At 68.5% G+C, this 26,362-nt stretch carries 19 protein-coding genes; 4 read left to right on the plus strand and 15 right to left on the minus strand.

Annotated features, from left to right (window positions below; translation table 11 throughout):
* Positions 1-417: 417 nt before the first annotated feature.
* From ACZ607_RS13670 to ACZ607_RS13680, 3 genes are read right to left on the minus strand one after another with little or no spacing between them, the layout of a single operon-like run.
* The gene (locus ACZ607_RS13670) at positions 418-1,596 is read right to left on the minus strand and encodes an ATP-dependent nuclease (RefSeq protein ID WP_469734882.1); all 1,179 of its coding nucleotides are present in this window, start codon (positions 1,594-1,596) and stop codon (positions 418-420) included.
* Positions 1,581-2,273, minus strand: coding sequence for an AAA family ATPase (locus tag ACZ607_RS13675; RefSeq protein WP_469734883.1), 693 nt, complete (start codon positions 2,271-2,273; stop codon positions 1,581-1,583). The genes ACZ607_RS13670 and ACZ607_RS13675 overlap by 16 nt, the downstream gene beginning before the upstream one ends.
* 52 nt (positions 2,274-2,325) lie before the next feature.
* Entirely contained in the window at positions 2,326-2,541 is a 216-nt protein-coding gene (locus ACZ607_RS13680) for a KTSC domain-containing protein (protein WP_469734884.1), read from the minus strand.
* Between the two features lie 451 nt (positions 2,542-2,992).
* Between ACZ607_RS13680 and ACZ607_RS13685 the strand changes: the two genes are divergently transcribed.
* The 3 genes from ACZ607_RS13685 to ACZ607_RS13695 all read left to right on the plus strand — a co-directional run bounded on the left by ACZ607_RS13685 (position 2,993) and on the right by ACZ607_RS13695 (position 8,216).
* A complete protein-coding gene (locus ACZ607_RS13685) occupies positions 2,993-3,694 on the plus strand; it encodes a DUF6308 family protein (protein ID WP_469734885.1) in 702 nt (233 codons plus the stop codon).
* A 182-nt stretch (positions 3,695-3,876) separates the two neighbouring features.
* Positions 3,877-5,052 carry a tyrosine-type recombinase/integrase gene (locus ACZ607_RS13690; RefSeq protein WP_469734886.1) on the plus strand — a complete coding sequence of 392 codons (1,176 nt, stop codon included), beginning with the start codon at positions 3,877-3,879 and terminating at the stop codon, positions 5,050-5,052.
* The gene (locus ACZ607_RS13695; protein WP_469734887.1) at positions 5,049-8,216 is read left to right on the plus strand and encodes a DUF6262 family protein; all 3,168 of its coding nucleotides are present in this window, start codon (positions 5,049-5,051) and stop codon (positions 8,214-8,216) included. The genes ACZ607_RS13690 and ACZ607_RS13695 overlap by 4 nt, the downstream gene beginning before the upstream one ends.
* A gap of 393 nt (positions 8,217-8,609) precedes the next feature.
* Here ACZ607_RS13695 and ACZ607_RS13700 read toward each other — a convergent pair whose 3' ends face one another.
* The 10 genes from ACZ607_RS13700 to ACZ607_RS13745 form a co-directional block, all read right to left on the minus strand.
* On the minus strand, positions 8,610-9,098 hold the full coding sequence (locus tag ACZ607_RS13700; protein ID WP_469734888.1) for a hypothetical protein: 489 nt from the start codon (positions 9,096-9,098) through the stop codon (positions 8,610-8,612).
* Positions 9,099-9,142: 44 nt separating this feature from the next.
* Positions 9,143-11,284 carry a KAP family P-loop NTPase fold protein gene (locus ACZ607_RS13705; RefSeq protein ID WP_469734889.1) on the minus strand — a complete coding sequence of 714 codons (2,142 nt, stop codon included), beginning with the start codon at positions 11,282-11,284 and terminating at the stop codon, positions 9,143-9,145.
* A 40-nt stretch (positions 11,285-11,324) separates the two neighbouring features.
* Complete coding sequence (locus ACZ607_RS13710; protein WP_469734928.1) at positions 11,325-11,978, minus strand: helicase associated domain-containing protein; 654 nt, start codon at positions 11,976-11,978, stop codon at positions 11,325-11,327.
* Positions 11,979-12,011: 33 nt separating this feature from the next.
* Positions 12,012-12,854: a helicase associated domain-containing protein gene (locus ACZ607_RS13715; RefSeq protein WP_469734929.1), complete on the minus strand. Its 843-nt coding sequence runs from the start codon at positions 12,852-12,854 to the stop codon at positions 12,012-12,014.
* Complete coding sequence (locus ACZ607_RS13720) at positions 12,855-13,205, minus strand: helicase associated domain-containing protein (RefSeq protein WP_469734890.1); 351 nt, start codon at positions 13,203-13,205, stop codon at positions 12,855-12,857. It abuts the gene before it with no gap.
* A 1,169-nt stretch (positions 13,206-14,374) separates the two neighbouring features.
* On the minus strand, positions 14,375-15,388 hold the full coding sequence (locus ACZ607_RS13725; protein ID WP_469734891.1) for a TniB family NTP-binding protein: 1,014 nt from the start codon (positions 15,386-15,388) through the stop codon (positions 14,375-14,377).
* Positions 15,382-17,547, minus strand: a complete 2,166-nt coding sequence (locus ACZ607_RS13730; protein ID WP_469734892.1) for a Mu transposase C-terminal domain-containing protein — start codon at positions 17,545-17,547, stop codon at positions 15,382-15,384. Before ACZ607_RS13730 ends, ACZ607_RS13725 begins: the two co-directional genes overlap by 7 nt.
* 53 nt (positions 17,548-17,600) lie before the next feature.
* The gene (locus ACZ607_RS13735) at positions 17,601-18,236 is read right to left on the minus strand and encodes a TnsA-like heteromeric transposase endonuclease subunit (RefSeq protein ID WP_469734893.1); all 636 of its coding nucleotides are present in this window, start codon (positions 18,234-18,236) and stop codon (positions 17,601-17,603) included.
* 239 nt (positions 18,237-18,475) lie between these two features.
* Positions 18,476-21,124 carry a helicase associated domain-containing protein gene (locus ACZ607_RS13740; RefSeq protein ID WP_469734894.1) on the minus strand — a complete coding sequence of 883 codons (2,649 nt, stop codon included), beginning with the start codon at positions 21,122-21,124 and terminating at the stop codon, positions 18,476-18,478.
* Positions 21,124-21,984, minus strand: coding sequence for a CGNR zinc finger domain-containing protein (locus ACZ607_RS13745; RefSeq protein WP_469734895.1), 861 nt, complete (start codon positions 21,982-21,984; stop codon positions 21,124-21,126). The genes ACZ607_RS13740 and ACZ607_RS13745 overlap by 1 nt, the downstream gene beginning before the upstream one ends.
* Positions 21,985-22,149: 165 nt before the next feature.
* Here ACZ607_RS13745 and ACZ607_RS13750 point away from each other — a divergent pair, with 165 nt between their 5' ends.
* Positions 22,150-22,629 carry a hypothetical protein gene (locus ACZ607_RS13750; RefSeq protein ID WP_469734896.1) on the plus strand — a complete coding sequence of 160 codons (480 nt, stop codon included), beginning with the start codon at positions 22,150-22,152 and terminating at the stop codon, positions 22,627-22,629.
* A gap of 891 nt (positions 22,630-23,520) precedes the next feature.
* Here ACZ607_RS13750 and ACZ607_RS13755 read toward each other — a convergent pair.
* Positions 23,521-24,429: a hypothetical protein gene (locus ACZ607_RS13755; RefSeq protein WP_469734897.1), complete on the minus strand. Its 909-nt coding sequence runs from the start codon at positions 24,427-24,429 to the stop codon at positions 23,521-23,523.
* A 620-nt stretch (positions 24,430-25,049) separates the two neighbouring features.
* The gene (locus tag ACZ607_RS13760; protein ID WP_469734898.1) at positions 25,050-25,247 is read right to left on the minus strand and encodes a hypothetical protein; all 198 of its coding nucleotides are present in this window, start codon (positions 25,245-25,247) and stop codon (positions 25,050-25,052) included.
* Positions 25,248-26,362: the final 1,115 nt, after the last annotated feature.

Raw genomic sequence — 26,362 nt, forward strand, 5'->3', positions numbered from 1 at the left:
CCGGAGTTGGGTGTGCCCGGGGGATGGCGGGCGGTGGCCGCCGATCGAGGACGCAAGGTCTGCTTGGCGCAGGGCCGAGATACGTGTGTCAGCGTCAGCCGCCACCATAAGTTGAGTACACCCGTCCGGTTGTCAGTGGCAGGTGGCACTCTTTGAGCATGGCCTTCCGGGGAACGTGTTCATATCGAAGGTATTCCGACGTACACGGGCGGTGCTCCATGAGTGGTGGTCGGGTGATACGCGTGCATCGCAAAGACCTGCCGTCCCCTGACGGCTGCCGCTGGTGTGGCGACGATCCGGGTCACCACGGGTCTCAGTGGGTGGCTTCGGCCGGTCTGCATACGTGGGAGGCGCCGACGCCGCAGCAGCGGCTGATGCGTATGAAGGCGCGGCGCGCGGCTCGTCAGGCCGGGGCGGCTACCAAAGATGCGGCCCCGCGTCCTGCGCGCGACTGACGAGAGCATCGAAGACCGTGGACAGGGCGGCGGGGATGCGGTCCTTTGCGAGGTGGGCGGCGATGCCGACCATGAGGTCTTCCTTGTTTTTCGGTCCCTCAGGGGAACCGCTCTTGAGCAGGTCCAGCAACTGCGAGCTGAACTTGCCGGCCCGTAGCTCTTCGATCTCCTGAGGCTGCCAGGGGCCGCGTTCAGGGTTCGGCCTCCACAGCACGTTCGCTGTCTCAGCCCAGTCGTCGTCGGTGAAGAGGTCTTCGAGCTCGTTGGGGGAGCCGAGGTAGAGGCACTCCTCCTTGAGGTCGAAGCCGTGCTCCTTGAGCTTGTCGTCTCGGAAGGCGCGCTTCTGATTGGTGCGGCTGTCCTTGTCGACGACGAAGGCGACGTCGCGGCCGTGATCCTTGAGGAACCGGGCGAATCGCAGTGCGCCCTCGTTGCTGCCGCCGGCCCACAGGCAGATCCCGGCGGACTGGATCGGGAAGCCGGCGTGCTTGCGGAAGAGGATGGGGAACGCGGATGTCTCGGATACGCCCTCCACAGCGACGAAGAACCGCTCGTGCAAGAGGACGCTGTTGCGGAACCCCAGCGTTGTCGCGATCGTCGACAGATGCCGACGCACATCCTTGTCCGCGCTGTCCTCGCTCAGAACCTCCGCCCGAACGCGGCCCTCATGAGTACGCAAGTGCACCACAGAGGAGATGTCGACCCCGTCGATCAAGTTGAGCGAGTGCGTCGCCACGATGACGCGCGCGTTGGGCCGTGACGACTGCAACTGGATCAGCGCCATGATGCGCCGCTGATGGGAGTAGTCGAGGTGGGTGTCGGGCTCGTCGTAGACGAATACGACATCCGACTCGGACGCCTGAGCGGCGTCGCGCTGCCCCAGGTCGTTGCTGCTCTCCCACAGGGCCAGCGAGATCCGGCGTGAGCGACCGGTTCCGGCCGACGAGAGTGGGAACCGGCGGCCCTGCGAGTCCACAATGTTCAGCTCGACCCCGACCAGTGCCGGACGCACCTGCACCTGAGGGTCCAGTTCCACAGACGGCAGGGCGCACCGCCGCGCGATATGTCCGCGGATGCTGTCGATGTCCGCTGTCAGCGAATCGGCGAGATAATCCTCAAGGTCTGCTACGCGCTTGACCACCTCATCGGCCCGCGTGTACTCGGCAGCCGGGAGTTGAGCAAACTCTGGACCACCGCCTCAGGCGCCTGGACCGAGTCGCCCTTGAAATACACCATTGACGGCATCGCGGCGGCTACCTCGGAGTCCGCTGCCACCCATGCGTCGACCTGCTCCATCTGCTGGGCCAGTTCCCGCAAGGGCTGCTCCCAGCTGTTCCTCGCGTTCGCCTGCCCGACGGGCTCGACCCCGTGCGTGGCCGCGAGTTCCTTGAGGCCCGCCAGCTTCACCGATCCCAAGTCGCGCAGCTCTGGGTTCTGGCAGACGCGGCGGCGGATCTCCAGGAACGTTCCCGCCTCCGGGCGGAAGCGACGGCGGATCTGCACCCGCTCGGGCAGGGCGAAGTGCTGCTGCTCGTCGGCGCTGAGGGTGAACTCGCCCGTCACGGCAGTCTGAGGCACCCGTGCGTGCGGTGCGACCGCGTCCCCGTCGGGCACGGGTTCCTGTCGGCCCCCATCGCCGACGTAGGTAAGATCGCGCTCGCTCAGCGCGGTTCCGTGGAGCAAGAAGTTCAGCGCGTCCAGCAGAGCGCTCTTCCCACCCTCGTTCTGGCCAGTCAGAACTGTCTGTGGCAGGACTGGAACATTGGCGATATCTGCAAGGCAGCGGAAGCCCTCAACGGAAACGGAGCAGATCTGCACGCGCGCCTCAACTCAACAACGATGGAACGGTTTTGGATGAACTATGTGGACGTCAGCTTGAGATCGGGCGGTAAGGATAGTGACCCTTGATGAACCGAGCCAAGAAACCCCCCTTGCTAGGGGAAGCCATCAATGCCAGGTGCACGTCCGCAGGCACGTTGTCGTAGCGGTACACCCCTCCGCTGTGGAAAGCGACCTCGAGCACACGCTCCGCCTGGCTGTAGCCCACCGACCGGACGTTGGTGGAGCGAACCGGCTCATGCAACAAGGTGCCTCCAGCGGCCTACGTGACGGGCGTTGCACGATTGACAGAAAGGATAGCGCTGCGCGCTGCCCTCAAGGATGCAGTTGGTGCGAAGCGCCGCCTGCACCTGACCACGTCGGCCCGGTGACCTCGGTTTGAGCCGATGGCGGCGGATCGTCGACGGTCGAGAAGCTGTGGAACTCCAACGCCGTGACGAGTTGCGCCGACCAGGCCCCAGCGGCCACTCGCACACCGACTTTCGGCCTGCCCAGGCGACACCTCGCTCGCGCGCCACCGCCTACGCCGAGGAAGGGCTCGCAACGCGGCGTTTCACAAGCTTAAAGACTGCCAGCATCCGATCATGTCCGGTCGGTACACGGTTTCTCACGGCGCGACCGGTTCGCTGCATGACTCTCTCGGGCGGGCTTTGTGGCACCGCTCACTACTCCAGACCTAGATGAAGGAGAAAGTTCTCATGGCCGCTTCTACCGCAGTGTCCGGTGTTTCTGATGGGGCGTTGTCGCCGTTAGGGCGGCGGTTGGGTGCCCTGCTGAGTTCCGAGCGCGTGGTCCGTGACCTGCGGCATTACTTCGGCCTGGGCGTGCCGCCCGGCGGGATGCCGTTCACCGGGAGTCGGTTCGAGCATCTGGCGGGTGGGGGAGACCGGCCGGAGGTCGCCGGCCGGATCACGGCGGAGGATCTGATCGCGGTGCAGACCTTGTCGGTCACCGTTCCGGCACCTGTCGCGCTGGACATCCTGGAGGGCCGCCTCGGCGCGCAGTTGTCCGGTCTGCTGCATGCCATTCCCAGGGACATCGACATGGCCGACGCCGAAGCGGACGTCTTGGCCGAGGGCTCGCCGGCGGACCAGGCCTGGCACCTCCTCTGCGACCAGTACGGAGTCGACTGGGTGATCGCTGGGAAGCTCCTAGCCAGGAAGCGCCCGCAGCTGCTGCCGGTCTACGACAAGGTGGTGCGCTGTGCGCTGGACCGCCCGCGCCCGTCGTTTTGGCTTGCGCTGCATGCCGCGCTGCGCGCGGACGACCGCGCCCTGCACCGCCAATCGCTCGAGCTGCGCCAGATCGCTGGGGTGCCGGAGACAGTGAGTGCGCTGCGGGTGTGCGACGTGGCGGTGTGGATGGGGCACCGAGCGGAGGAGCACGCCTGCCCTCGCTGACCGCGGCAGCAGAGGTGCCCCTTGGGTGTTCTGGCGTATGAGGGTGACGGACTTTACCAACTGTCACTTGGGTGTGTGGGACGTTCGCGTGGAGTGGTCCAGGGACGTGGGGTAGGGGTGTGGACTCGGGGGCGGGAGTGCTGCCACCGGGGCGGTTCCCGGTTCGGAGGAGGCGGCACCTGATGGACGGCCGGCTGGTAGTGGGCGACTTACGCGTACAGGAGATCGTCCGCGGGGACGGGCGGGTGTCCTACACCGTCGTGGACATGGACTGCACGCTTGTGGCGGAGGCGGACGGGTTCCTGCGTTCCTGCCGGGCGGGTACGGACCGCACGTACGCGTATGTGCTGGTTGATCATCTGCGGTGGCTACGGTTCGCGGGCCTGGACACAGGCGCGGTGTCGCTTGAGGACCTGCGGCACTACATGGCGGCCCTCGGGGCGGATTACCCGGGGCCGTTCGGGCTGCCGTGGCGCGAGGGGAAACGCCCCTACGGACACAGCGCACTGAAGACCGCCGCGGCCTGCCTGAAGGGCTTCTACCTCCGCCTGGGCACCCGCGGCGTGAACCCGGCACTGGCGGAGGCATTGCGCGCGACCCGTTTGCCGACGCGGGCGGACCGTCGGCGGGCGATGCTCGGGCACATCCTGCACAGCATGCCCGCGAACCCGCTGGCTCCGGCAGACCGGATACGCCGACACCCGAAGATGCTGCCCGAGGGCGCCCGGGATCTGTTGCTAGAGGCGGTGTCATGCGCGCGGGACCGGATGGTGGTCACGTGGCTGGCCGACGGCGGTTTCCGGATCGGTGAGCTGTGCGGGCTGCGTCTGGTCGACCTGCACCTGCGCGAGCAGGCCGCGTGCGGTCAATGCCGGGGGCCGCACGTGCACATCTGTCACCGCGAGGACAACGCTAACCGGGCCCGGGTCAAGACCAAGTCCCCCTGGACGTCGCAGGATGGCACTGTGTGCGGGGGGACGGTACGCCGGGTGAGTCCGGCGATGATCCACACCTACTTCGAGTACATCACCACCCAATACCCCGCCCAGACCGCTCGCGGCATGCTCCTGGTCAGCCTGCACGGCCCCACCCGGGGCCAGTCGTGGAGCACGGCCGCGGCCCGTGGCATGCTGCGCCGGGCCGCATCCCGTCTGGAGATCGGCCGAGTGGTCCCGCACGCTTTCCGGCACAGCTTCGCCACCGCAGTCCTGGACGCCGCACGGGGTAACGCAGTGATCGCGCGTGACGCCGGCGGCTGGGCCTCAGCGGCGACCGTCGAGCAGGTCTACGGCCACGTGGACGTCCACGACCCGGTCTTCACCGCGGCACTGGAGCAGGTCTGGGGGACACAGCCGTGATCCCGCTGACGCTGCTGCCCGGCCGCACCGACACCACCCGCATCGGCCGCGACCGGCTCGAACTGCTCACGGGCCTCATAGAGGCCCCCTCATTCGATCCGCTCTTCCGCGACACGCTGATCTTCATCCCGCCCCAGCACCCGGTCTTCGCCTGGCAGTGCGGCGTCGACGGCTGTGAGCGCATCCGCCGCGTCAGCCACAACCTGTGCGGTTCCCACTGCCTCGAGTGGGAGCAGGCAGAGCGGGCTGGCCAGTCCAAGCGTGCCTTCATGAACGCCGCGACGCCGCTTCCGGCCGCGCGGGGAGTGGACTACGGGCGCTGCCGGATCTGCCCCGACCGGCCGGCCCTCAGCCCCACGACCCAGCTATGCCACCAACACCAGAACCGCTGGCAGTATGGCTCGGCGGCGCCCATTGACCGGAAGCACCTCAAACGATGGGCTCTGGACCAGCCCGCGCTACCCGGCTTCGGCCTCTGCAAGGCCCGCTGCCCGTTCCTAGCCTGCGGCTCGGTGGGCTTATGTATCCAGCACCAGGCTCGTTACCAAACCCAGCAGCGTCCGGGAGGAGCCCGGTCGGAACGCATCCACGGTCGCATCAAAGACCGACGCCCACTCCCCGTGACGTACGACGACGAGTCCGCTTTCCACGCATGGTGTGCCACCACGGGACCCGTGTCACAACCGGGACTGATCAACCTCCACCCGCTGCCTCCTCTGCTGCGGGCCGAGATCCAGTGGGGCCTGCACACCCATGCCCAGGCCGCACAGCACTCCGAGTGGACCACCAACGGCATCAGGAACCTCGTCAGACATTGCCAGCGAGGCGGCGTCACGTCCCTGATGGACCTGCACGACGAGGGCTACAAAGACCTGACCCGCAAGCAGATGGACTCCGAAGTCCGCAAGATCATATGGGAGATCGTCAACGGTCTGCGCTGCGTCTACTACAGCCCCTCGGACAGCAAAGACGCCGGCTTCCTGGAGACCGATCACTTCGGACGACGCTTCAAGAACGCCCAGAGCCACTTCGACATCACCGCCGTACCGCAGCGGTGGCTGCGCGACCTGCCCTGGGATCATCTCGCCGAGTGGCTCCGTTCACCGCAGTGCCCCCGTACCCGCGGCCCCTTCGACCAGATGCGCCGCGCCGCCGTCGAACTGGGCGTCTTCCTCCAGACTGACGCCCCCGAGGCCGGGCACGACCCCACCGTGCTGCGCCGTGAACACGCCGAGCGGTTCGTCGCCGACCAGCGCCACCGCGCCCGCCACGGCCTGCCATCCCTGGGGATGGTCCTGGTCGACGGACGATCCCCCACCGTCACCGACCTGAGCTGCCAATTCATCTTCAACCAGGCGCGCAAGCTGCTCTACAGCGCCATCCCCGCCGGCCACGCCGAACGCCTCGGCATCGACACCGGCTTCCTGACCGCCATCCCCTTCGGCGGCACCGGCCTCAAGCAGCGCTCCCGCAACCCCTTCAGCGACGACGTCGCCCGCGCGCTGACCGACGAGACCAACCTGCGCCGCCTGGAGGAACTCGACCTCAACGACCGGGGCCTGCGGGACATCTGGGAGACCATCGTCGCCACCGGGCGCCGCTGCAGCGAGGTCGTCGGTCTGCGCCTGGACTGCATCGGCCGCTACCGCGGCCTGGCCATGCTGTGGCACGACCAGACCAAGGTCGGCAACTACAACGAGGGCATCCGCATCCCCGAGCCCATCTACCAGCGCCTCGATGCCCGCCGCACCAAGACACTCCAGCTCTTCGAGAAGCGTTACGGCCGCACCCCGGCAGCCACCGAACGCGCCGGCCTGGCCCTGTTTCCCTCCCGCATCCGCAACCCCAACGGCCGCCAGCCGATCTCCTACGGACACTTCAACGAGCGCTTCAGGACCTGGATCTCCGACCTCGACCTCGGTGGCGCGTACGTCGCCCACCAGGCCCGCCACACCCTGGCCACCAACCTGCTGCGCGCCGGCGCCATGCTCACTCACATCCGCCGCTACCTGGGCCAGCTCTCCGAGCGCATGGCCGAGCACTACGTGAAGATCACCCACAGCGACCTCGAAGACGTCCTGAACACCGTCTGGGTGGCAGGCCCCGGCGCACCCCGCCCAGGTGAACTCCTCTCCGGCACCACCACCCCCATTGACCGCGAGACAGCCCTCGCCCTGGCCCTGGACTCTCCCGCCGCAGCACCCCCGCCGACGGCGGCTTCTGCACCTACCAACCCGTCGTCGACGGCGGAGCCTGCCCCTGGAAACTCGACTGCGAGAACTGCGACAACTTCGTCCTCTCCGGCGCAGACCTCCTCTACTGGCGACGCAAAGCCGAACAGTGGCGCTCCATCGCAGAGAACGCCCCCGACGACGCCACCGCCGACTACCTCCACACCGTCTTCGAACCCACCGCCCAGGCCATCAAAGGACTCGAGCAGGCCCTGGCCGCCCTCGGCATCCTCGACGAAGCCCTCACCCTGGACCTTCGGCGCCCCCAGGACTACTTCCACCGCACCTGGAGTACCGCCTTCCGCGCCCGAGACCTCGCAGCACTCAGGCCCCCGACGACGCCACAGGACAGCCATGAGCACGTCCCGCACCGACGCAGCCGCCCAAGCCCGCCGCCAAGCCACCCAAGAGATGCTCGAACGCCTCCAGACCGCGCTGGCGGCCGCAGCACGCGACCATACGCCTGTCACCGTCGCCGCCCTCGCCCGTACCGCCCGCGTCTCACGCACCTTCCTCTATCAAAACCAGCAGGCCAGAGACCTGATCGAGCAGGCCACCTGCGCAAGCAGACCCCATCCCGCAGTCTCCAACAGCGGCAGCCGCGCCCAGCCCGCCTGGAAGGAACGTGCACTCAACGCCGAAGACGCACTCACCCAGGCCCAGCGCGAAATCCGCACCCAGCGCACCCACATCGCAGAACTCCTCGGCAAGATCCGCGACCTCGAACACGACCTACCCGAGGGCTCCCTCCAGCGCATCGTCACCGAGAACACCACGCTGAAGCAGCACGTACGACAGCTCACCCAGGACAACCAGCAGATTCAAGAGCGCCTGACCAGCGCCCGCCAGAACAACCGCTTCATGGACAAACGCATCGCCGACCTCGAAGCCCAACTCGCTCCGTACCTCACCAACCCAACCCCGCGCCCCTGACCCAGCCTCGGATCACTGCCAAACGGGACGGACCCTGTCGACGACCGTCAGATCCAGTCGATGCCTAGCTTCCGTAGCGCTTCTGTCCAGGGGCGGTTTTGTTGATCAGTGGGTGGTGGGTCGGCCTGGGTTGATCAGTTTGGTCCGGGGTGTGGTGCGGGGTGGAACGATGGGGAGGTTGACGAGGAGGAGTCCTTGGGCAGGGAGCTGGCCTGCGGGTTTGTCAGGTTCGGGGGTTGTTGGTCAGGTGGGGTCAGTTTCATTGCGTGTTGATCAGGTTCGTTGAGCGCTGTTATGTGGTCGTGTTGAGCCATTACAGGGCGGTGTCCATGTCTCGTGCGGTCCAATTGGGGATCGGGGCTGGGGCGTCGGCCAGGAGCTGGTCGATCGCTTCTATGTAGCGGCTGTAGCGGCCGGGCGCATGGCTGAGGGTGATGCCAGGGTGCGCAGCCCGCTGTGGGCTCGCCGGTCGTAGACGGCCATGCGGTCCGTTGCGGCTGCTGTGAGGACGGCGGAGGCGAGGGCGTCGCCGGTGCGGAAACCCGGTAGCGAGGCCAGGGCTGCTCTGCCGGCTTGTGCTGCCGAGCTGCGGCTGAGAGTGGTGTCCCGGGCGGCGATCGTGGCTGCGGCCGTTACGCGGCGTACGTCGGCGTCCGCGAGCGCCATGAGTTCGGCGGCACAGGGCGTATCGGCTCTGAGCCGTTTCCACATCAGCAGTGCTCCGATGTCGGCTTTGCCGATGCCCCCGCTGACACACGCACGGTGGGTCACGTCTTGCAGTGTCTCGTCGTAGTACGGACTGACAGCGTCGGTGTAGGCCTGGCGGGCGGAGGAGAGGCGCTGCCATTGTTCGGGCGAGGGGGCGAACGGGCTGTCTGTCACGGCTTGCTGCTCCGTCCTGCCGCAGGAGGTGGGTCGGGTGGTGGTCAGCCGTTGCTCGGGGCGTTGCCGCGGTGTTCGCGGAGTGCCTGGAGGATGCGCGCCCGGTGTTCGTCCTGGGAGTTGTCGGGGTTGGTTGCGGGGGTTTCGAGGAGCGGGCCGAGGCGGTTGTGCAGCGCTTCGAGGCCGATGAGCGCGTTGAGGCTTTGCAGGGTGTCGTTGTCGATGACGGGGAACAACGCCCGGTCGGGAGGGAGAAGTACGGCGAGAAGGTCGAGCGTGGTCCATGCCTGATCGAGCCGCTGGTTGATCCAGGTCCGGGCGGCCTCGGGTTTGGTGTGGCGCCATGCCCAGATGAGGGTGATCTCCCGCTCGGTGAGTTCGTCGACTGACCGGCTTGCGGAGGGGGCGAGGTGCCGTGCGATCTCGTGGCTTATCAGTGAGCGGGCCTCATCTATCCAGTCGATGGTGGCTGCTGCCTGTGTGTGGTCTGGGCTGTCGGAGTCGTTCCGGGCGGTGACGCGTTGCAGAGTGCGAGCAGCCAGGACGGCTCCGTCAGGGTTCTCGGCCATGGTCTTGAGGATCGCGGGCCGGTCGGGCTCGGCAAGGTCGGTCAGGAGGTCTTTTGCGAGGAAGTCCATGGCGCGGTCTGCGGTGAACAGGCCGAGGGCCCCTTGCGGGGCGGCGGTGAGGTGGCCGTAATACGGGGCTGTGGCTTTGAGGAGCGCGGCCGCCGGTAGGGGAGTGCCGACGGCGCGTTTGTAACCGATGCGGCGGGTGATGCGCTGGGTGTCGTCGCGCAGGCGCAGGAGCAATTCGTCCGCTTCGGTGCCTGGGGTGTTATCGGCCAGTTGCTGCAGGGCGGTGTCGAGGGTGTGCTCGGGAAGGTCGTCGTCGGGGACGCCGAAGACCATGTACCGGTCGAAGTAGTCGGTGCTGCCGATGCCGCGCCGCAGCGCGATGGCCTGAAGGTTGATGCCTTGGCCGAGAGCCTGCCGGACTGGTGCGAACAGCATGCCCATCAGGCCGATCACGCCGTCCAGGTGCTGTTCGGCGACGCCGGCGCCCTGCAGCCTGATGCGCCAGCGGTCGATGCCCTGTTCGGGCCGCTCGTCGCGGTACGAGGGCAGGTCCATGCTGGTGCCGGTAAGTTCGGCTCGGTGCTGCCACAGCAACTGGTAGGCGCGGGGCTCGCTGGTGCGCAGGAAGGTGACGAGCAGGAAGTCGACGATATCGACGTTGCCGGTGAGCTGGCCGAGGGTGGCGTCCACCTGGCCGAAGAAGCGCTTGATGGCCCGCGGGGTACGCAACCGGGCCTGCAGGTACCGGTAGTAGGCCTCGGAGAGCCTTTCATGATCGTTGGGTGTCAGGGTCAGGCTGTGCGAGGCGAGGACTGCGGAGAGGGAGCGGTCGACCAGGGTGTCGGCGTCGCGCTCGCGAAACGCGGGAAGGTCCATTCGGACCTGGATGATCTTTTCCATGAAGTCGCGTGCGCGGGGCTCGCTGTTGCCGACCAACTCACTGCGTTGCAGGACGTCCAGCAGGGTCCGTTCGTCGAAGCTGATCAGGTAGTACACCCCTGGCAGGTGGCCTACCAGGCGTACCAGCTTGAAGACGACGAGGAGCTCTTCGGGGGTGAGGCGGTCCAGGTCGTCCATGACGACGAGGACAGGGTGGCCCGCTTTACGCAGGGCGTCTTCGGCTTTGTGTTTGGCGGCGGATGCGCTCGTGTCGCCGCTGATGCGGTTGCTGACCTCCTGGATCAGTCCCTCCGAGTCCAGGCCGAAGAGAGCGGTGACCTTCCCCAGAGGACTGATGGCCTTGCCGAATCCGCCGATCTTCTCTCGCGCCTCGGACCACCGTCCGTCATTCGGGAGGGCTTCGCGGATCTCGCTGAACAGTGCCAGCGTCAACGACTCCAGGTCGGAGTACAGCCATGGGTTGAGTTCCGCGACCAGCCAGCCGTCATCGTTGGCTGTCTCCCGTAGACGGCATGTCACCTTGCCCAGGACGCTGGACTTGCCTGAGCCCCAGGGGCCGATCAGCGCGAGGACTCCGGTTTCGGTCTGGGCTCGTACCCGGTCCAGCAGGCTGATCACATGCTGGGCGTACTGTCCGTGCCCGAGCAGGTCAGGTCCTTCCTCGTGGTCGAGGAAGGGCTCGTCGTTGAAGAAGCGCGCGTCGGCCATCTGTTCATTGTCGGGGCAGGCCTCGGCTCGGGTACGGGCGTTAGCGAATCAGGTTGGGGGCGATGCCGATGCTGCCCAGGAGGTGTTGTTGGTGGGGGTGGAGGAGGGGCCAGCCGCGTTGCTGGTTGTTGAGCCAGTGGCGGGCTGCTGGGTGGCGGGGATCGGCCTGTGCTTGGTGGTAGGTGCGTTGCCACAGGATGGGCCAGGGCGGGTTCCACCAGGGGTCGATCGTGGCGAGGGCCTGCTGGGTGGGGGAGGGGCTGCTGCGTTTCTTCGCGAGTTGGCGTTGGCTGTCCAGGCATTGACCGAGGGGGAAGCCGGCGTGGACGGTTTTGATCGGCGGGCAGAGGTGGCCGTGTTCGGCTGCCCAGGTGCGGGCATGTTGGAGGGCTTCGGCGTGGGGCCGGGGCCGGGGGCTGGGCGGCCACTGGTCGGCTGTCTGAGCGGTGATGCCGATCGCGTTCAGCAGGTGCTGCTGGTCTGGGTGGAGCTGGTCGTACTGGAGGCACGCCCGGGTGATCCAGCTGCCCAGGACGGTGCTCGGTGCAGGGACGCGGGCGGCGGGGTCGAAGGGTTCGCCGGCTTCGATGTGGTTGCGGGCGCGGTAGTAGTTGCGCTGCCACTCGCTGTTCCAGGGCGGGTTCCACCACGGGTCGATTGCGGCGAGCTCGGTCAGGTGGGGTGAGGGGGGCAGGCCGGCTCGGGCGCGTTGTTTGGCTCGGTTGCGTTAGCTGAGCAGCCACATGCCCAGGGGGTAGCCGTCGTGCCGGGTGTCGCGGGGGGCTGCGAGGTGGCCGTGTTCGGCTGCGTAGGCGCGGGCGTGTGCCAGGGCTGTTTCGAAGCCCGGCCGCAGGTCGGGGCGGTGTCCCAGGCGGCTGCGGGGCTCGCGGGGACGCTTGGGTTCGGCGGCACGCCGTGTGCGGTGTCGATGGGTGGGAGCGGCAGGATCCGCGCCCTTTCCGGTCGGGCTGGGCTTGTCTGTCTGCTGAGCCGGGGCGGCAGCCGGTCTCGGTGGTGCCGTCCGTGCGTGTTCCCGGGCGCTGCGTGCCACTTCGGCAGTGATGCCGATGTCGGTGAGGAGCTGCCGCTGCTCCTCACTGAGCTCGTCGTACGTAGCGCTCTGGCGCCACAGCCAATCAGCGGCACCAGAGTCGTCGAGGTCACTGAAGCCGCTCTCAGCCTGGAGGAGACTGCCGACTGCGGCGTCACGGGCCCCGGAATAGTGGCGCTGCCATGACAGGCCCCAGGGTGGGTTCCACCAGGGATCGATGTCCGCGAGGGCCTGAGCCCGGTCGGCGGGCAGGGGGCGGCGATCAGAGCGACGGCCCCTGCGCTGGTTGCCCAGCCACTGACCCAGTGGGTAGCTGTCGTGCATCGCCGCGTGGGCGACGACGGCGAGGTTGCCGTGGACGTCCGCGTACGCGCGAGCATGCGCCAGCCCTACCTGAAAGCGTTCGGCGGAGCTGCGCCGTCGGGGGCGTGCGGCGGCAGCCGCCGGCGCGTCGATGCCGATGTGGGTGAGGAGGCGTTGTTGTTCGGGGTGGAGGGTGGGGTAGCGGGTGCACTGCAGCTACAGCCATTCACCAAGGCTGTAGCTGGTGGTGGGGAACCCGCGGGCCGGCTCGAGCGGTCCGTTGACTTCCAAGTGATCGTGGGCTTGGTGCCAGGTGCGCTGCCACAGCGTGCTCCAGGGCGCGTTCCACCACGGGTAGAGCGCGTTGAGGGCGGCGGCTTGGTGGGCGGGCACGCGGGTGTGGCGGGTGCGCAGGTTGGACAGCCATGTGCCCAGCGGGTAATCGCCGAAGGAGTCTTCCTTGGGGACGGCCAGGTGCCCGAACTGCTGGTGGTAGGCACGGGCGTGCGCAAGGCTTCTCTGGAAGGCGCGTTCGGCCTGGAGACTGTGGCCGCGCAGCCGTTTCACCGGCCGTGGGTCTGACTGGCCGCTGTCGGTGCGTGATTCCGGTGGGGGCAGGAGATCGCTGAGGGGGGCGGGGCCGGTGCGATGAATGCACCTTCCACAGCTTCTGCTGCGCCGCGGGTGTCGGGTCGGCGCGGGTGAGAACGCAGGAGTGGGCCCAGGTAAACAGTGGTCCGTGGGTGACAGCGGCGAGGCGGTGGACAAGCCACGACCGCTGCAGCTCATGGGCGACTTCGGTCAGAAGAGCGGGTAGCTCACCAAGACGGTAGGGGAGATGGCCGCCCGATTCGGCGACAGCGCGTTGCTGCAGAGGGCGGCTGGCCAGCAGACGGGCGAGGGCGGCGGTCTCGGGATAGCTGATCAGGTCGCGTGCCGCCACCATCCACCAGCCGGGATCGGCGCCGTCCGGGCGTGTGGCATCGAGGCGCGCCAGCCAGGCGCGTTCCTGACGGGGCCAGGGCTGCTCCCACCAGGAGTTGGTGACGGCACGAGCGACCTCGAACGCCGATGCCCCGATGGGGGAGCGGTGCAGCAGCCTGGCATGCTGCCGCTGGGCTTCGATCACTTCCGGGCACCGGCCGAGGGGGACGGTCAGCCCGCCGGTGTGGGGCAGGTACAGGAGCCAGTACCGGTGGCGTGCGCAGACGCGCTGCTCGGGTGCGAGGTACCGGCGGGCAGGCGCCTCTCGTCCGGTACGGGCGGTGGTGCATGCGGGGCAGGCCGGCCCCCATGCGGCGACGACCTCCTCATCGCGCATCAGCCGCCCGACCGAGCCCACCCCGTACTTTCCGCACGGCTCTTCCCGCGTCCATGCGGGCAGCGCCTGCTCAAGCACGTGCTGCGGAACATGGCAGAGTGCGGCGACCCGTTCGCGTGCCTGGGCGTTGGGGTGGATCTCGCTGTCCGGGTACAGCATCCCGGTGAGGTTCTGCAGGCCGCCGACGTCGGTGACGGCGGCGAGCACGTCACGGATCCCGAGGTGGTACCGGGCGGCGATCCTGGTCAGGAACGACAGCGTCAGCTCCCCGTTCAACGCAGCGATGCGTCCTGCCGCGCCGCCGCCCATGGCGGACACGATCCCGCCGGATGCCGCCCGTTCGCGCCCCGCTCGTCTGCTCCGGGGCAGGCGTGCGGGTGCGGGCGTGCTGGACCGGTACGCCATTGCGGAATTCCTACTGCTTCCGTCGTGCGGGTCGGGCCGGCCGGGCCTGGGTTTCGGCGGCTGCGTCGAGTTCGACCTCCGCGAGCAGTTGCTTGGTGATGCGTTCGGTGCCTTCGGTGAGGGCGATCAGGGCGGCTTCGCGGATGAGGTGGGAGAGGCTGCCGATCCGCCCTGCGGTGCGGGCGTGGAGGTAGGCGGCGTGCTTGACCAGGGTTCCGGTCCGGTGCGCGCGCAGCCGCAGCAGGTCTTCCATGGCCCGCACGAGGTTGTCCCAGACCGCCCGGTCCTGCTCGGTCGCGTAGGCCAACGGGCGGTGGCGGAAGATTTTGAAGCGGCCGGCGATCTGCGCGCCGCGCACTCCGCTGAGCAGTGAGGAGGTCTCGATGTCGATGGCGGAGTAGACGAAGGTGGCGGGGATGCGTTCGCCGAGGTACTTGAGCTGGTCGGAGGTTTCCGCGCCGGCGCGCCGCTGGGTGTCCAGGAGGTGGACGTCGTCGATGAGGACCAGCTGGGTGCCCAGTTCGCACAGCAGGTCGCACACGGCGCCGGTGATCTGGGTCTGGTTGAGGCGGTCGGTGACGGGCATGCCGAGGAACCGGGCGAACTCGCTGACGAGCATCTTCGGGGTGGCGGCCGGGGGCACGCTGATGAACAGCACCGGTCTTCTGCTGTCCTGGCCGGGGTGCTGGCGGGCGTCGGCCAGTTGGAAGGACCGCCCCAGCGCCATCATCGTGGTGGTCTTACCTGTCGTGGCCGGGCCGGAGATGATCAGACCGCGCCGGGCGCCTGCCTGCTGGCGGCGGTTGACCAGCAGCAGGCGACGCACGGCGGTGAAGACGCTGTCCATGGCGGGGCTGCGCATGACGGCGAGTTCGGAGTGGTAGTCCTCCCGCTCGGTCTGCGGCCAGGCGGGGTCCGCTGCGTCGTGTGGGGGCGCGGGAGCTCGGTGGACGAAGGCGTCCCAGCCCTGCCAGAGGGTCGGAGGGGCCAGGGGAGCGAACCCGGCGGAGAAGGCGCTCACCATCGCAGTGATTCCTCAAAGGGGTTGTAGACCGTGACGTAGGAATCTCGCGCCGGACGTGCTTGGCCGTCGTTGTCCCCGGCCGGGCCCTCGGAGCCGCCGGGGCCAAGAGGCTGGCGATCACTGGAGGCGTCGGCTTCCTCCGTCTCCGCCTCCGCGTCTTCGGCGAAGGCCTCCTCACTGTGGTCGAAGCCGTCGTCCTGGTCGGACCTGCCGTCTGCGGCCGGCGGTGGCTGGCCGTACAGGATCCCCCACACCGCACCGTCCTCGTTCGCGGTGCCATGGGCGCGTGCCCGGGCGGCGACGACCTTGACCCGGCTGCCGTGTCCGGCGGCGGCGCGTTCCAGGAGCTCGCGCAGGGCGAGGGCCAGGACGTGTTCGTGGCTCACGCGGCTGCCGCGCTGGTCGACGGTGCTCCTGACGTGCTGCCAGGTGAAGTCGGTGAACGGGGCGCTGACCAGGGTGTGGTGGATCCACGGCACCGCCTCCCACCCGTACTCCCGCGGCCGGTCGGGTTGGGGCAGGCGCACCCAGACCTCGTGGGGAGCGTGCGGGTTGTAGTGGATCTCCCACAGGCTGTCCGCCGCCGGTGAGCGTTCGCCGCGGTAGGGGTTGAGGACCTGGTGGTCGTAGGTGCGGTAGTCGATGCGGATGCCGTAGTCGTTGATCTTCTGCCGTTTGACGGGCATCAGCTCGATGTAGTCCTCGCGCCCCAAGGGCACCGGTACGTACCCGCACACGGCGACCAGTGCCGCCCACATCTCGTTCGGCGACAGAGCGCGGCGGGGCATCATCGGGTGCCGCAGCCCGTCGTGCTCGCGCTCCTGCCACCCGCAGATGATCCACTCCTGCAGCAGGTCGTCCAGCTGGGCCAGCGTCCATACCGCCTCGCCTTCGGTATCCCGGCCGCGCTCGCCGGTGTGGGAACCCGTGTAGCCGGCCACGTGCTGGGCGAACAGCGTGTTGATCGAGGAGAACGTGCGCTCCACTTGCCCTTTGGCCGGCCCGTTGCCCGGCGGCGCCGGCTGCAGGGAAATGCCCAGCGACCCGCAGGCGGCGACGAACGAGGACGAGACGAACACCTTGCCCTGATCGACCACGACGGTCCGCGGGGTGATCATCGGCCGCGCCGCGGCACCTTTCAGCCGGTCGTCCACGCTCAGCAGCCGCTCGTACGGGATCACCGAGCATTCCATCGCCAGCACCTCGGGCCACGCGGGCCGCATCGGCGCCGGCATCATCATCTGCGCCAGCAACTGCGCCGCGTCCACACTGCGGGTTCCCTTCGGCCGCATCACGGCCGCGCAGATACTGCGGGTCGCCACATCCAGCGCGATCGTCAGCTCGGGCCGCTCCACCACCCCCTCGTCGAGCACCACGAAGACATCCAGCACGGTGCTGTCCATCATCACCAGCTCACCCGGCGCCATCACCGTCGTCGGGACGAACGGGGGAGCCGGGCGCGCCGAGCGCCAGCGGCGCTGGCGCGCACTGCCCAGCAGCCCTCGCCCGTCGGCCAGGGCGTGAACGAGCCGGTTGAACGTCGCCGTCGACGGCAGCGGCACCACCCCGGGGCCGTGCCGCTCGGCCAGCAGCCGCTCGGTGTACACGCGCAGCCGCCCCAGCGTCCCACTGGAGCGTTCCTGCCCGGCCTCCAGCACCTCGAGCAGGGCGGCCACCACCCGCTCATCCGCCCGCCCCAGTGCCGACCGGGGCCGAACGGCCCGCTGATCCACCAGTGCCCACACCCCGCCGTCGCGGTAGCGGGCCCGCATCCGCCGCACCGTCACCGCGCTGGTCGCCATCCCCGCTGCCGACAGCTCCGCCGCCTTCGCCTCGTCCCGCTGCGCCAGCGTCCGCACCTGCGGGTCGTACGCAGCCCGCGCGGGGCTGGCCGCACCGGATCCGCCGGGGTGCCCGGTCTCCACCTCCCGCACGTGCCGCTCCCAGGCAAGCGCCCGCTCCCGCACCGGTGCGGGCAGCGACTCCAGCAGGCCCAGCGGCGGTACCCGGCAGACGGCCGGCGCGGCCACGACCTCGAACCCCTCGTCGGCGAACAACAGCGACAGCAGCAGTGCCGCCATCTCGCCGTTCTCGGCGATCAGCCGCACCTGCCCGCCGGTGAGGGCCGCTACCGTCCAGGCCCGCCCCTCGAACCGCACCCGGGCCCCCACCTCCACCACCGGCCCGCCGGCCCCCCGGCCCCGTGCTCCCATCACGCCGCCGGCGCCCACACCGGCATCCGCTCATGCATCGGAGCGCCCAGATCGGCGGACAGCTGCCCCGCCCACAGAGCATGGAACAGCGCGGGAAGGACCACCATCGGATCCCCGGTCCGGCGCACGCCCTCCCACAGCGGCGTACGGCTTGCGAACGACTCCCGCAACGCCGCTGCCAGTTGCTGTCCTGCGCGGTACCGCGGATGCCGATACTCGGCCAGCCAGGTCACGTTGGCCCGGTAGACCGGATCGACCGGCCCCAGCACCCAGTACCGCCAGCCCACCCCCGCACACACCTCACCGACCACCGCCGCGAGGGACCGCTGCCGCCCGGAAAGCTCCCCTGCGGCAGTGCAGTCCGCCAAGACCCCCTGGCCGTCGGTGAGCCGGAGCATCACCTGCGGGACATGCGTCCGCCCGCCCTCCGGCGCACGCCACCGCAGTTCCAGCGGCCGACTGGCCAGGCCTTGGACGCGTGGATCGCGGTCGAGGAGCATCAGATGCAGACGCATCGCCCCAGACCCGTAGTGCACGAGCCCCCCGGTGGTCGCCGACCACCACCATCCCGGCGCCATGCGCTTGCCCTTGCGGACTGGAAACGGCCTCAGAGGCGGACACCGCTCGAAGGCCACGTCGGCAGCCGCCGCCGGCCACGGCGAACACTCCGTCGCCCCGCCCGCAGCCAGGAACCGTACGTCTACAGCCCCGACATCGGCCGGCCCGGCCCCTGCCGCATCCCATTCCGCGCTCCGCACACAGAGCCAAACGCCTTATCGGCTCATCCGGTAATGGGCATAACAAGCCAACGGCAAATGCGTACCAGAACCAGATCCCGGTTCTGCCAGGCGTTCCTGACCCCGCAGACGTGCTGTCAGCCGCGCTCGGGCTGCCCTTCGGCCCAGGTGTAGCCCAGCTGAGCGAGGGCTGCTCGTTGCTCCGCCTCCAGCCGGTCACGCCTGGCCTTCTGGTTACTCAGAAACACACCCAGCCTGATCGCCGAACCGTCCGGCAACTGCTCGATGTGCGCCCTTCCAACGACGGTTCTGCCTTCCCGCTGGATGTACTGGGTGAGGGCTGCCAGGCCGCGTTGGAAGGCTGCTGCCTTCCCGGCGCCCTTGGCCGCCGAGGCTGGGGCGGGTGGTTCGGCGGGTTGCACGCCCAGCGCTGTCAGCCGCTGCTGCTGTCCCCCGGAGAGCTCCGCCCAGCTGCGGCGTTGCCGCTGAAGCCATTTGCCGAGGTCGTCGCCCTCGTAGAGGACGCCGGGGGCGATGTCGGGCAGGTGGCCGCCTGGTTCGTCGGCGGCGAGTTCGGCCAGGACGCGGTAGTGGCGTTGCCAGTCCAGTGGCCAGGAGCAGTTCCAGTCGGGGTCGATCGCGGCCAGCTGCGCGGCCCGCGTTGCGGCGCGATGCGGGGACTTGCCGAGGCCGTCTTTCCGGCGGAGGTTGGCCATGTGCTCCCCGACCGGGACCAGTTCGCTGTCGGCGTCGCCCCAGACGGCGTCGCGTCTGGGGGCGAGGTGGCCGTGGGCGCGCCGGTAGGAGCGCAGGACGGCGAGTTTGGTCTCCCAGGCTTCCTCGCCGGGTTCCCACACCATGCCAGCTTCGTCGAGGAGTTCCTGGCGGTGGCCGTCGAGTTCACCGGCGCGGTAGGTGCGCCGCTGCTGGTGCACCCACCTGCCGAGCGGAAACGCCTTCGTAGCCCCGGCTTTGGTCTCGGTGTCGTAGGGGACGGCGTACAGGCCGGTGATGTGGTTCTCTTTCCGCCAGCGCAGCAGGGCCTGGTAGCCCTCCAGCCACACCAGCGATTCGGGCCGATACACCCGCGTGCGCAGGAACGCCGCGATCATCGCCGGGTCGCGGGAACTGGAGAAGTTCAGCAGCACGGACCCCACCGCGCCCTGCGCACCGTCCAGCTCCCCGTCACCGTCACTTTCGCCGCTGGCCCCGACGATGCGCCCGTCCTCGTCGCGGACGAGGTGGTGCGTCTTCGTCCGCGGCTGCCTGGTCAGGGCCTGGGAGGCGAGCTGTTCGACGAGGCGTTCCGAGTGGGAGCGCAGGCCCTGCAGGACGGCTGTGAGGGGGCGGAACGAGGCGGAGGCGACCATGTCGGTGGGGTCTTCGCCGGGCTTAAGGAAGACGGGCACGATGATCCTGGCGGTCTTGGCCGTGCCGTCGGGGTTGGGGCGCAGGGCACGGCCGATGTTCTGGACGATCTCGACCTGGGAGCCGCGGGTGTCGGCGAAGCAGATGGCCTCCACGCCGCGCGCACCGGTGATGTCGACGCCCTCGCCCAGGACCCGCACGCTGGCCAGGAACGCCCGGTGCACGCGCTTGTTGCCTGCGTCGAGGCCGTCGGCGAACTGGCGCAGGACCTCCCGGCGTTCGGCGACGAGGTGGTCACCGCACAGCCACGCCGACCACACCCTGTCCGGGGGTACGTGGCGGCCGGCCTCCAGCTCGTAGAACTCCGCGCCGATGGACGACTTCGGCAGGGCGTCCGCGACGGCCAGGGCCTTCTCGGAGGTCTCGGTCGCATACAGCCGGGCGGCCGTCTGCGGCATCCTCTCCGCGAACGCGGCGGCTTCCTCCACCCGCTGGTGGAACGTCATGACGGTGCGCAGGTTGTGCCGGGCAGCGTGCTCCAGGAGCGCGGTCTGCAGCAGCGCCAGGCGCCGCCCACGCAGCGCCTCCTCCGACAGCCCGGCCACGGGGGAGGGGTCGCGGATCTCCAGCACGTCGATCTCGAACCCGGCGAGGATGCCCCGCTCGATCGCCTCCGACAGCCCGAGCTCGAACAGCCATTCACCGTACGGCCCGTCCGGGTCGCTGGCCATCGTCGCGATCTCCAGCTCCCGGCCGTCCGCGCCCTTCTGCGGGCGGGGGGAGGCGAGGATGCGCGGGGTCGCGGTCAGGTAGAGCCGGAAGTCCGCGGGGATCCGGATGTTGTCGTGGACCGCCGCCCAAGGCCGACCGAGATCACCGGTGGTTGAGTGGGCTTCGTCGATGACGGCGAGGTCGAACTGGGCCATTGTCTGCCCATACAGCCGCTGCCCACCGGCCAGAGCAGTCTCCAGCGGCCCGCGCACCTTCGTCCGGCCGGTGACATCCTCGGGGTCCTCACGGTCCACGAGTGAGGCGTACGTGGCGAACACGACCACCGGCCCGTGCCCCGCCCACAGGGCGAGCTGGATCGGGTGGGTGGTAGTCCGCACGCCGTGCTGCTCCAGGACCTCGTCCTTCTCCAGCGAGCACACCGCGACCATCGGCCCATGGTGGCCGACCCTCCGCCACGCCTGGGCGGTCTGCACGAGCAGGTCGAGGGTGGGGACCATGACGAGGATCCGCCCGCCGCGGAAGCACTCCCGTGCGGCCCACGCGGCGGTGATCGTCTTCCCGGAGCCGGTCGCAGAGACGACGGTCCCGCGCAACCCGTGCGCCGGTACAGGTGACCTCGTGGGAAATCCCGCCCATGCGCGGATGCGCGCGTTCGCTTCCACCTGGTGTTCTCGCAGGCTGATCATCACTCAGCTCCCGCCTGGCCGACGGGTTCCGGTCCGTCCTGCGGCGTCGGTTTCCCGGCCGCCGGCTGCTGCAGGGGCGGGGTCTGCTGTTTGCGGCGACGACGGTGCTCGCGCTGGGCTTGAGCGCGGGCGCATTCGCGGCTGCAGTACTTGATGCCGCTGGTGCGGTTCTGTCCGTATGCGGCGCGGCCACGCTGGCGTACGAAGTTGCGGCGGCAGGTCTCGTTGGCGCACTCGCGGATCGTGGCGTCCTCGGCGAGATGGTTGTACAGCTGGAGGAACGCCACGGCGAGGATGGTGGGGTAGCGGTCGCCCAGGCCGCCGATGCCGATGCTGAACCGCTTCAACGCGGCGTTCAGCTCATCCACCAGGTCGCTGATCCTCATTCCCAGGACGAGCTCGCGCATATGGTCCAGGTCGCGTGGCCACACCTCGTCCCGATGCGTGTTCTGGGCCTGCCACTGCGCCAGCTGTTCCTCGGAGACTTCCGGCTCGATGAGCGCGTCGAGTCCGCCCTCGCGGCGCAGGGCCAGCCAGGTGGTGATGGCCGTCTTGGCCTGCGTCACGTAGAGCGTGGCCAGTTCGCCGTGAAGGGCGAACGGCGCGCGGGGGTGTTCGCGCTCGGTGAGTTCCTTGAGCCGGTCGTACTCGTCTTCGTGCCAGCTCCCGGTGTCGATGCTCCCGCCGAGGTGTCCGTAAGTGCGCATCAAGGCGGCCACGGCATGGAGGTCCCCGGGGTCGACCTCCATGAACTCGCGCAGGTAGAAGTCCTCCGGCACGGGGACCGTGTGCGAGCGGGAATGGAGCTGCGGGGTCCAGACGATCCACTCGCCGTCGGCCCGCGCCCCGCGAAGAGGCATCAACTCCGGTGTCGGCACGGGCGTCCCGGGCCAGAGCGTAGGACGAAAGCGTGGGTCAACGTATGCCGCCATGAGGAGCATCATAGCGTCCAGGGGGGTAGGACGAACTATGAATCCTTCGTATCACGCGTGCGGATGACAGAACTTACCCGAGGGGGAACCAGGGTGACGCAGTGGCAGGACCGCCAGGCGATAGGCGACATGCACGAACGTCGGGTGGCAGCCGCGCTGCGCGCCCGCGGCTGGACCGTCCAGCCCTGCGGACAGGGCACCTACCCGCCCGCCGTACAGGAAGCCCTGCGCCGGACCCGCTCCGTCCTGCGGCACTTCCCCGACCTCATCGCCGCCCGCGGCGCCGACCTGATCACTATCGACGCCAAAGACCGTATGCCCAGCACCGACACCGACCGCTACGCCGTCAGCGCCGACACCGTGACCGCCGGTCTCTTCTTCACCGCGGCCCACGCCCCGACCCCGCTGTACTACGTTTTCGGCGACCTGAAGGTCCTCACCCCGGCCGAAGTTGTCCACTACACCGCCCACGCTTTACGCCACCACAGCGGCGCCTTCCACCTCGTACGCACAGAGCAAGCGCACCGCTTCGACGACGTCTTCGGACCGGCTGGCACAGCAGCTGCGGCATGACAGCCACCGCCCCCGCTCCGCCAGTCGTAGAGCGCGGGCCCCGTGGCGGGTGCCGGCAATTCGGCTGGGCTTTCAACGACGTGGAAACCGTCTGCGCCGATGCGCCCAGAGGGCGGTCGGGGACCGCATCGGCACCCCCGGGGGCTCGGGGAAACATCCTCTCTGCAGCTGAGCACCGGGCGCCAGCGGGAGCCGTCGACCAGGATGAAATGATCTTGCAGAGAATTATTTCCTAAAATTTCATTTGCTAAAAAAGATTCGGCATAATTTTCCAGGAAGGGAATACCGGATATGACTTTCCTGGCCTCGTACTCTGCCGTCGGCCATAAATAGGGCACGAGCTCCGCTGGAGGCGGAGTCACAGAGGAAGTTGCGGACTCGCCATGTTCCTCGATGAACCGCCGTACGCCATGCCGGGGTCCTCTTTCTTTGCCCCAGATCTCGACCGCCTTGCTCGCCGCGCCCGTCCCGTACGGCGCTGCTACGGCCATTCCACCGGGCAGTTCCTCACCGCCGCCCTGACCAACCATTCGTCGGCCCGCCGCGGTGCGCGCGGGCGCCGCTCCGCGCGCTACGCGTGTACGCGAGGCCGGTACGGGTCGGTATCGATCGATGTCAGGGCGCGACGGCACCGTGTCCGCGTCCTGCGGTGCGGGCCGGGACGGTGGGCAGGCGTTCGCCTGCGAGCTGGGCGCGCGGCGTGGTCGCCGGCCCGGCGTGGCCGACTGGACGTAGCGCAGGATCGGGGAGTTCGCGGGTCAGTCGGCCACGACGGTAAACAAGATCAAGGCCAATGCGTTGGCGACGTAGGACGCCGCTGTTTCGTACGAACGCGTGCGTGGCCCGGCCGGAGGTGTTCCGGCCGGGCCACGCACGCGGGTGCCGGCGGGTTCACAGATCGTTGATGCGGCGCTGCCAGACGGTGGGGTCGTCATCGTCGCTGAACGGCCTGGCGGGCTGGCTGAAGACCCCCGGCGCCCCGGTGGTGGCTTCGTGGGGGTCGAGCTGGCCGAGGGCGTCGGGGTTGAGGTCGTAGACGTGCCGGGTACGCAGCGGGTCGTCGAAGAGCCCCTGGTGCAGGGGCCGCTTGGAGACCTTGATGAGGCCGTGGGCGGCTAGTTCGGTGAGGCCCTTGCGGCGGGTTTCGTCGCTGAGGTCGTAGACCTCGCGGCCGATCCGGGGCGAGAGCCAGACCTGCTTGTTCTCGCCGCGCCGCTCGTGCAGCAGCACCAGGTACATGGCGACCGCGGCCCCGGACAGCTCCATGATCCAACCATTGGTCCACAGACCGGCTGGGAGCTGGACGTACAGATGCTCGTCCCGCTGTGCCCGAGGCACGGTTTTGATCGCCGGTCCGGGCGCCTGGTAGGGACGGCCGGTGCCCGCGTCGCTCAGGAGGTGAACGGCCGAGGAAGCTCCCTGACGCCGGCGCAGCTCGATGAACGCCTCGCGATCGAGCCAACGCAGCGCCTCCTGCACACGCCGTACGCCCGCGGGGTTGTCGCCGTAACCGAGCAGCAGGCTCCAGGTGATCGCGGGGTACTGGAACACAGGCCGGTCCTCGTTGCGCGCCAGCCACAACATCGAGAGGTACAGCTGCAACCGGGTCTTGCCGCCCCGCCCGCCGCTGCCGCGCAGCAGCCTCGCCATCGGCGGCGAGTCCCCTTCCACGCCGCCGCGGGCGATGAACCGGTACCGCACAGCGGCACTGCGCGCATGACTGATCAGCAGGGCCTGCTGCGCAGCGGATCGCTGAGCGGCGCGCGCGGCCTTCACCTCGTCATCGGACCCCACGGCCATCGCATAGACTCCTAGCGAAATAGTCAATTTAGTACTGCCATAGCTAAGTGTACTCCTGGAGCCGCTGTAAACGTGGGTCCTAGTTGATTACAAGCAGTCATTGGAGTCTGAAACCAGCGGTGAGTGCCTGGTCTAAAACGCTTGGTCTTGACGCACAGTCTCGCACCGGCGTAGAGTGGGGGACACGTTGAAGCACTCACCCGACATGGGGCGGCCAGGTCTGCCGGCCCAGAGGAGCGGGCGCTGATGCGGAGTGAATGCGTGCGGGAGACCAGAAGCGGGCCTCACGGCAAAAGGACTGACCTCCTTCGTAGGTTTCCGCGGTCTGCAGGCTCTTGGTATGGGTCTGGCCGCCAGGTTCGCGCACGTAAGGGGTGATCCCATCAGGGATCACCCCTTACGTCTTTTCCGCCGCAGAAACGCCTACGGGTCGGGGATGAGGCCCAGGCGGTGACGGCGACGGAGCCGGCGGTGCAAGCAACGGGACGTCGGGCACGACGGGCGGCACTTTGACGGGGACGACGGGTGGCGCGAGCGTCACGGGCAACGCCTCGACTGGCACGACGGGCGGTACCAGTTCCTCTGGCCGTTCAGTGCACCGGGCCGGGAACGGGAACGGCTCACCCTCTCCCCCACACGCCTACACGACCATGTCGCTGCTGAAGTGCACCTTGCCGCGGACCTTCTGCCGAGAACTCGTCGTGGAGCTGGCCGACGGCAGCGGTGATCGCGCAGTGCTTCACGAACTCGACCTTGGCGGCCTCGACGTCGGCTTCCTCGTCGATGTTGATGATCATGGCGCCGAGCATCTCGCTCATGCTCTGGACCGTCGTACGACCTCCTGACCACGACGGCGGCCTGGCCATGGCTCTGACCTGCTGTGGTCGGGACGGATGCCGTGCCGCCGGAACGGCATGTCGGCGAGACCGCGCATGTGAGGTTCTCTGGTGATGATCTGAAATCGGCGGCCCTCCGAGCACACGCTCGGAGGGCCGGGGTGCCGCCTACTTCTTGCGAGAATTGAACTTTTCAGTTAGGCAAATAGCATAATAAATAGTGCCTAGTAGGTACATGAACGTATCGATACCGAACATTATGAAGCTCCTTATATAATTTATTTGGCATGGCACTTCCTTCCCTTTGGGGGTTAATGCCTTACGCTTATCATTATAGCAGACACTTCCTTATGAGGCGAAATCTAAAAAGCCATGAGGTGTTTATGTAGAGGTTATTCGTGAGGTAATTTTCGGCGTTTGTGGCGACCGATTGAATTCACGTGTAGGGCTTCGGCGGGCGGTTGGCCGGCCTCTCGCACGGGGTGGTTCGGCGGGGCCTGCGGCGCGGTGTGCAACACGGCTCAGGAGTACGCCCATGGTGGGTGTACGCGCAGGTCACGGCGCTGCGCCCCGCGCGGGCTCGGGTGTTGGCAGGTCGTACTCACCCCGGGGAGGGGGTTCCCGATATCCGCCAAGTCTACATACATCTACCAAGTGATGCAGAGTGATGCGGCCTCCATTCCAGAGTCGCTCCCGGCCCCGGGAGTGAAGCACCGTCAGTAGTCGTGCCACTGGCGGCACTACGGCATGTCGTTACGACGGCATGTCGTTACGACGGCATGTCGTTACGACGGCAAGATCGATGCTGTTCCGGACCGCCAGCCACACCCCCACCCCGCATAGCCAGCCTGGCCCGCGCGAGCGGGCCCAACGATCCTGGAGGCGCAGCCGGAAGGACCGCCAGGCGGGGGAGCGCAGCGGACCCGCCGGCCAGGCTGGAGCGAAGCGGAAGCCTGGTAGCGGGACGCAGTCCCGCCGGTCCGGGAGCGCAGCGGACGGGCCGTCACCCTGCTTGCGCAGCAAGCAGGGTGTGCGGGTGGCGCAGCCACCCGCCAGCGCTCCCGCGGAGCGGGAGGGGTAGTCCCGCGCGCAGCGCG

The organism is Streptomyces sp. NPDC104381 (assembly GCF_055583745.1).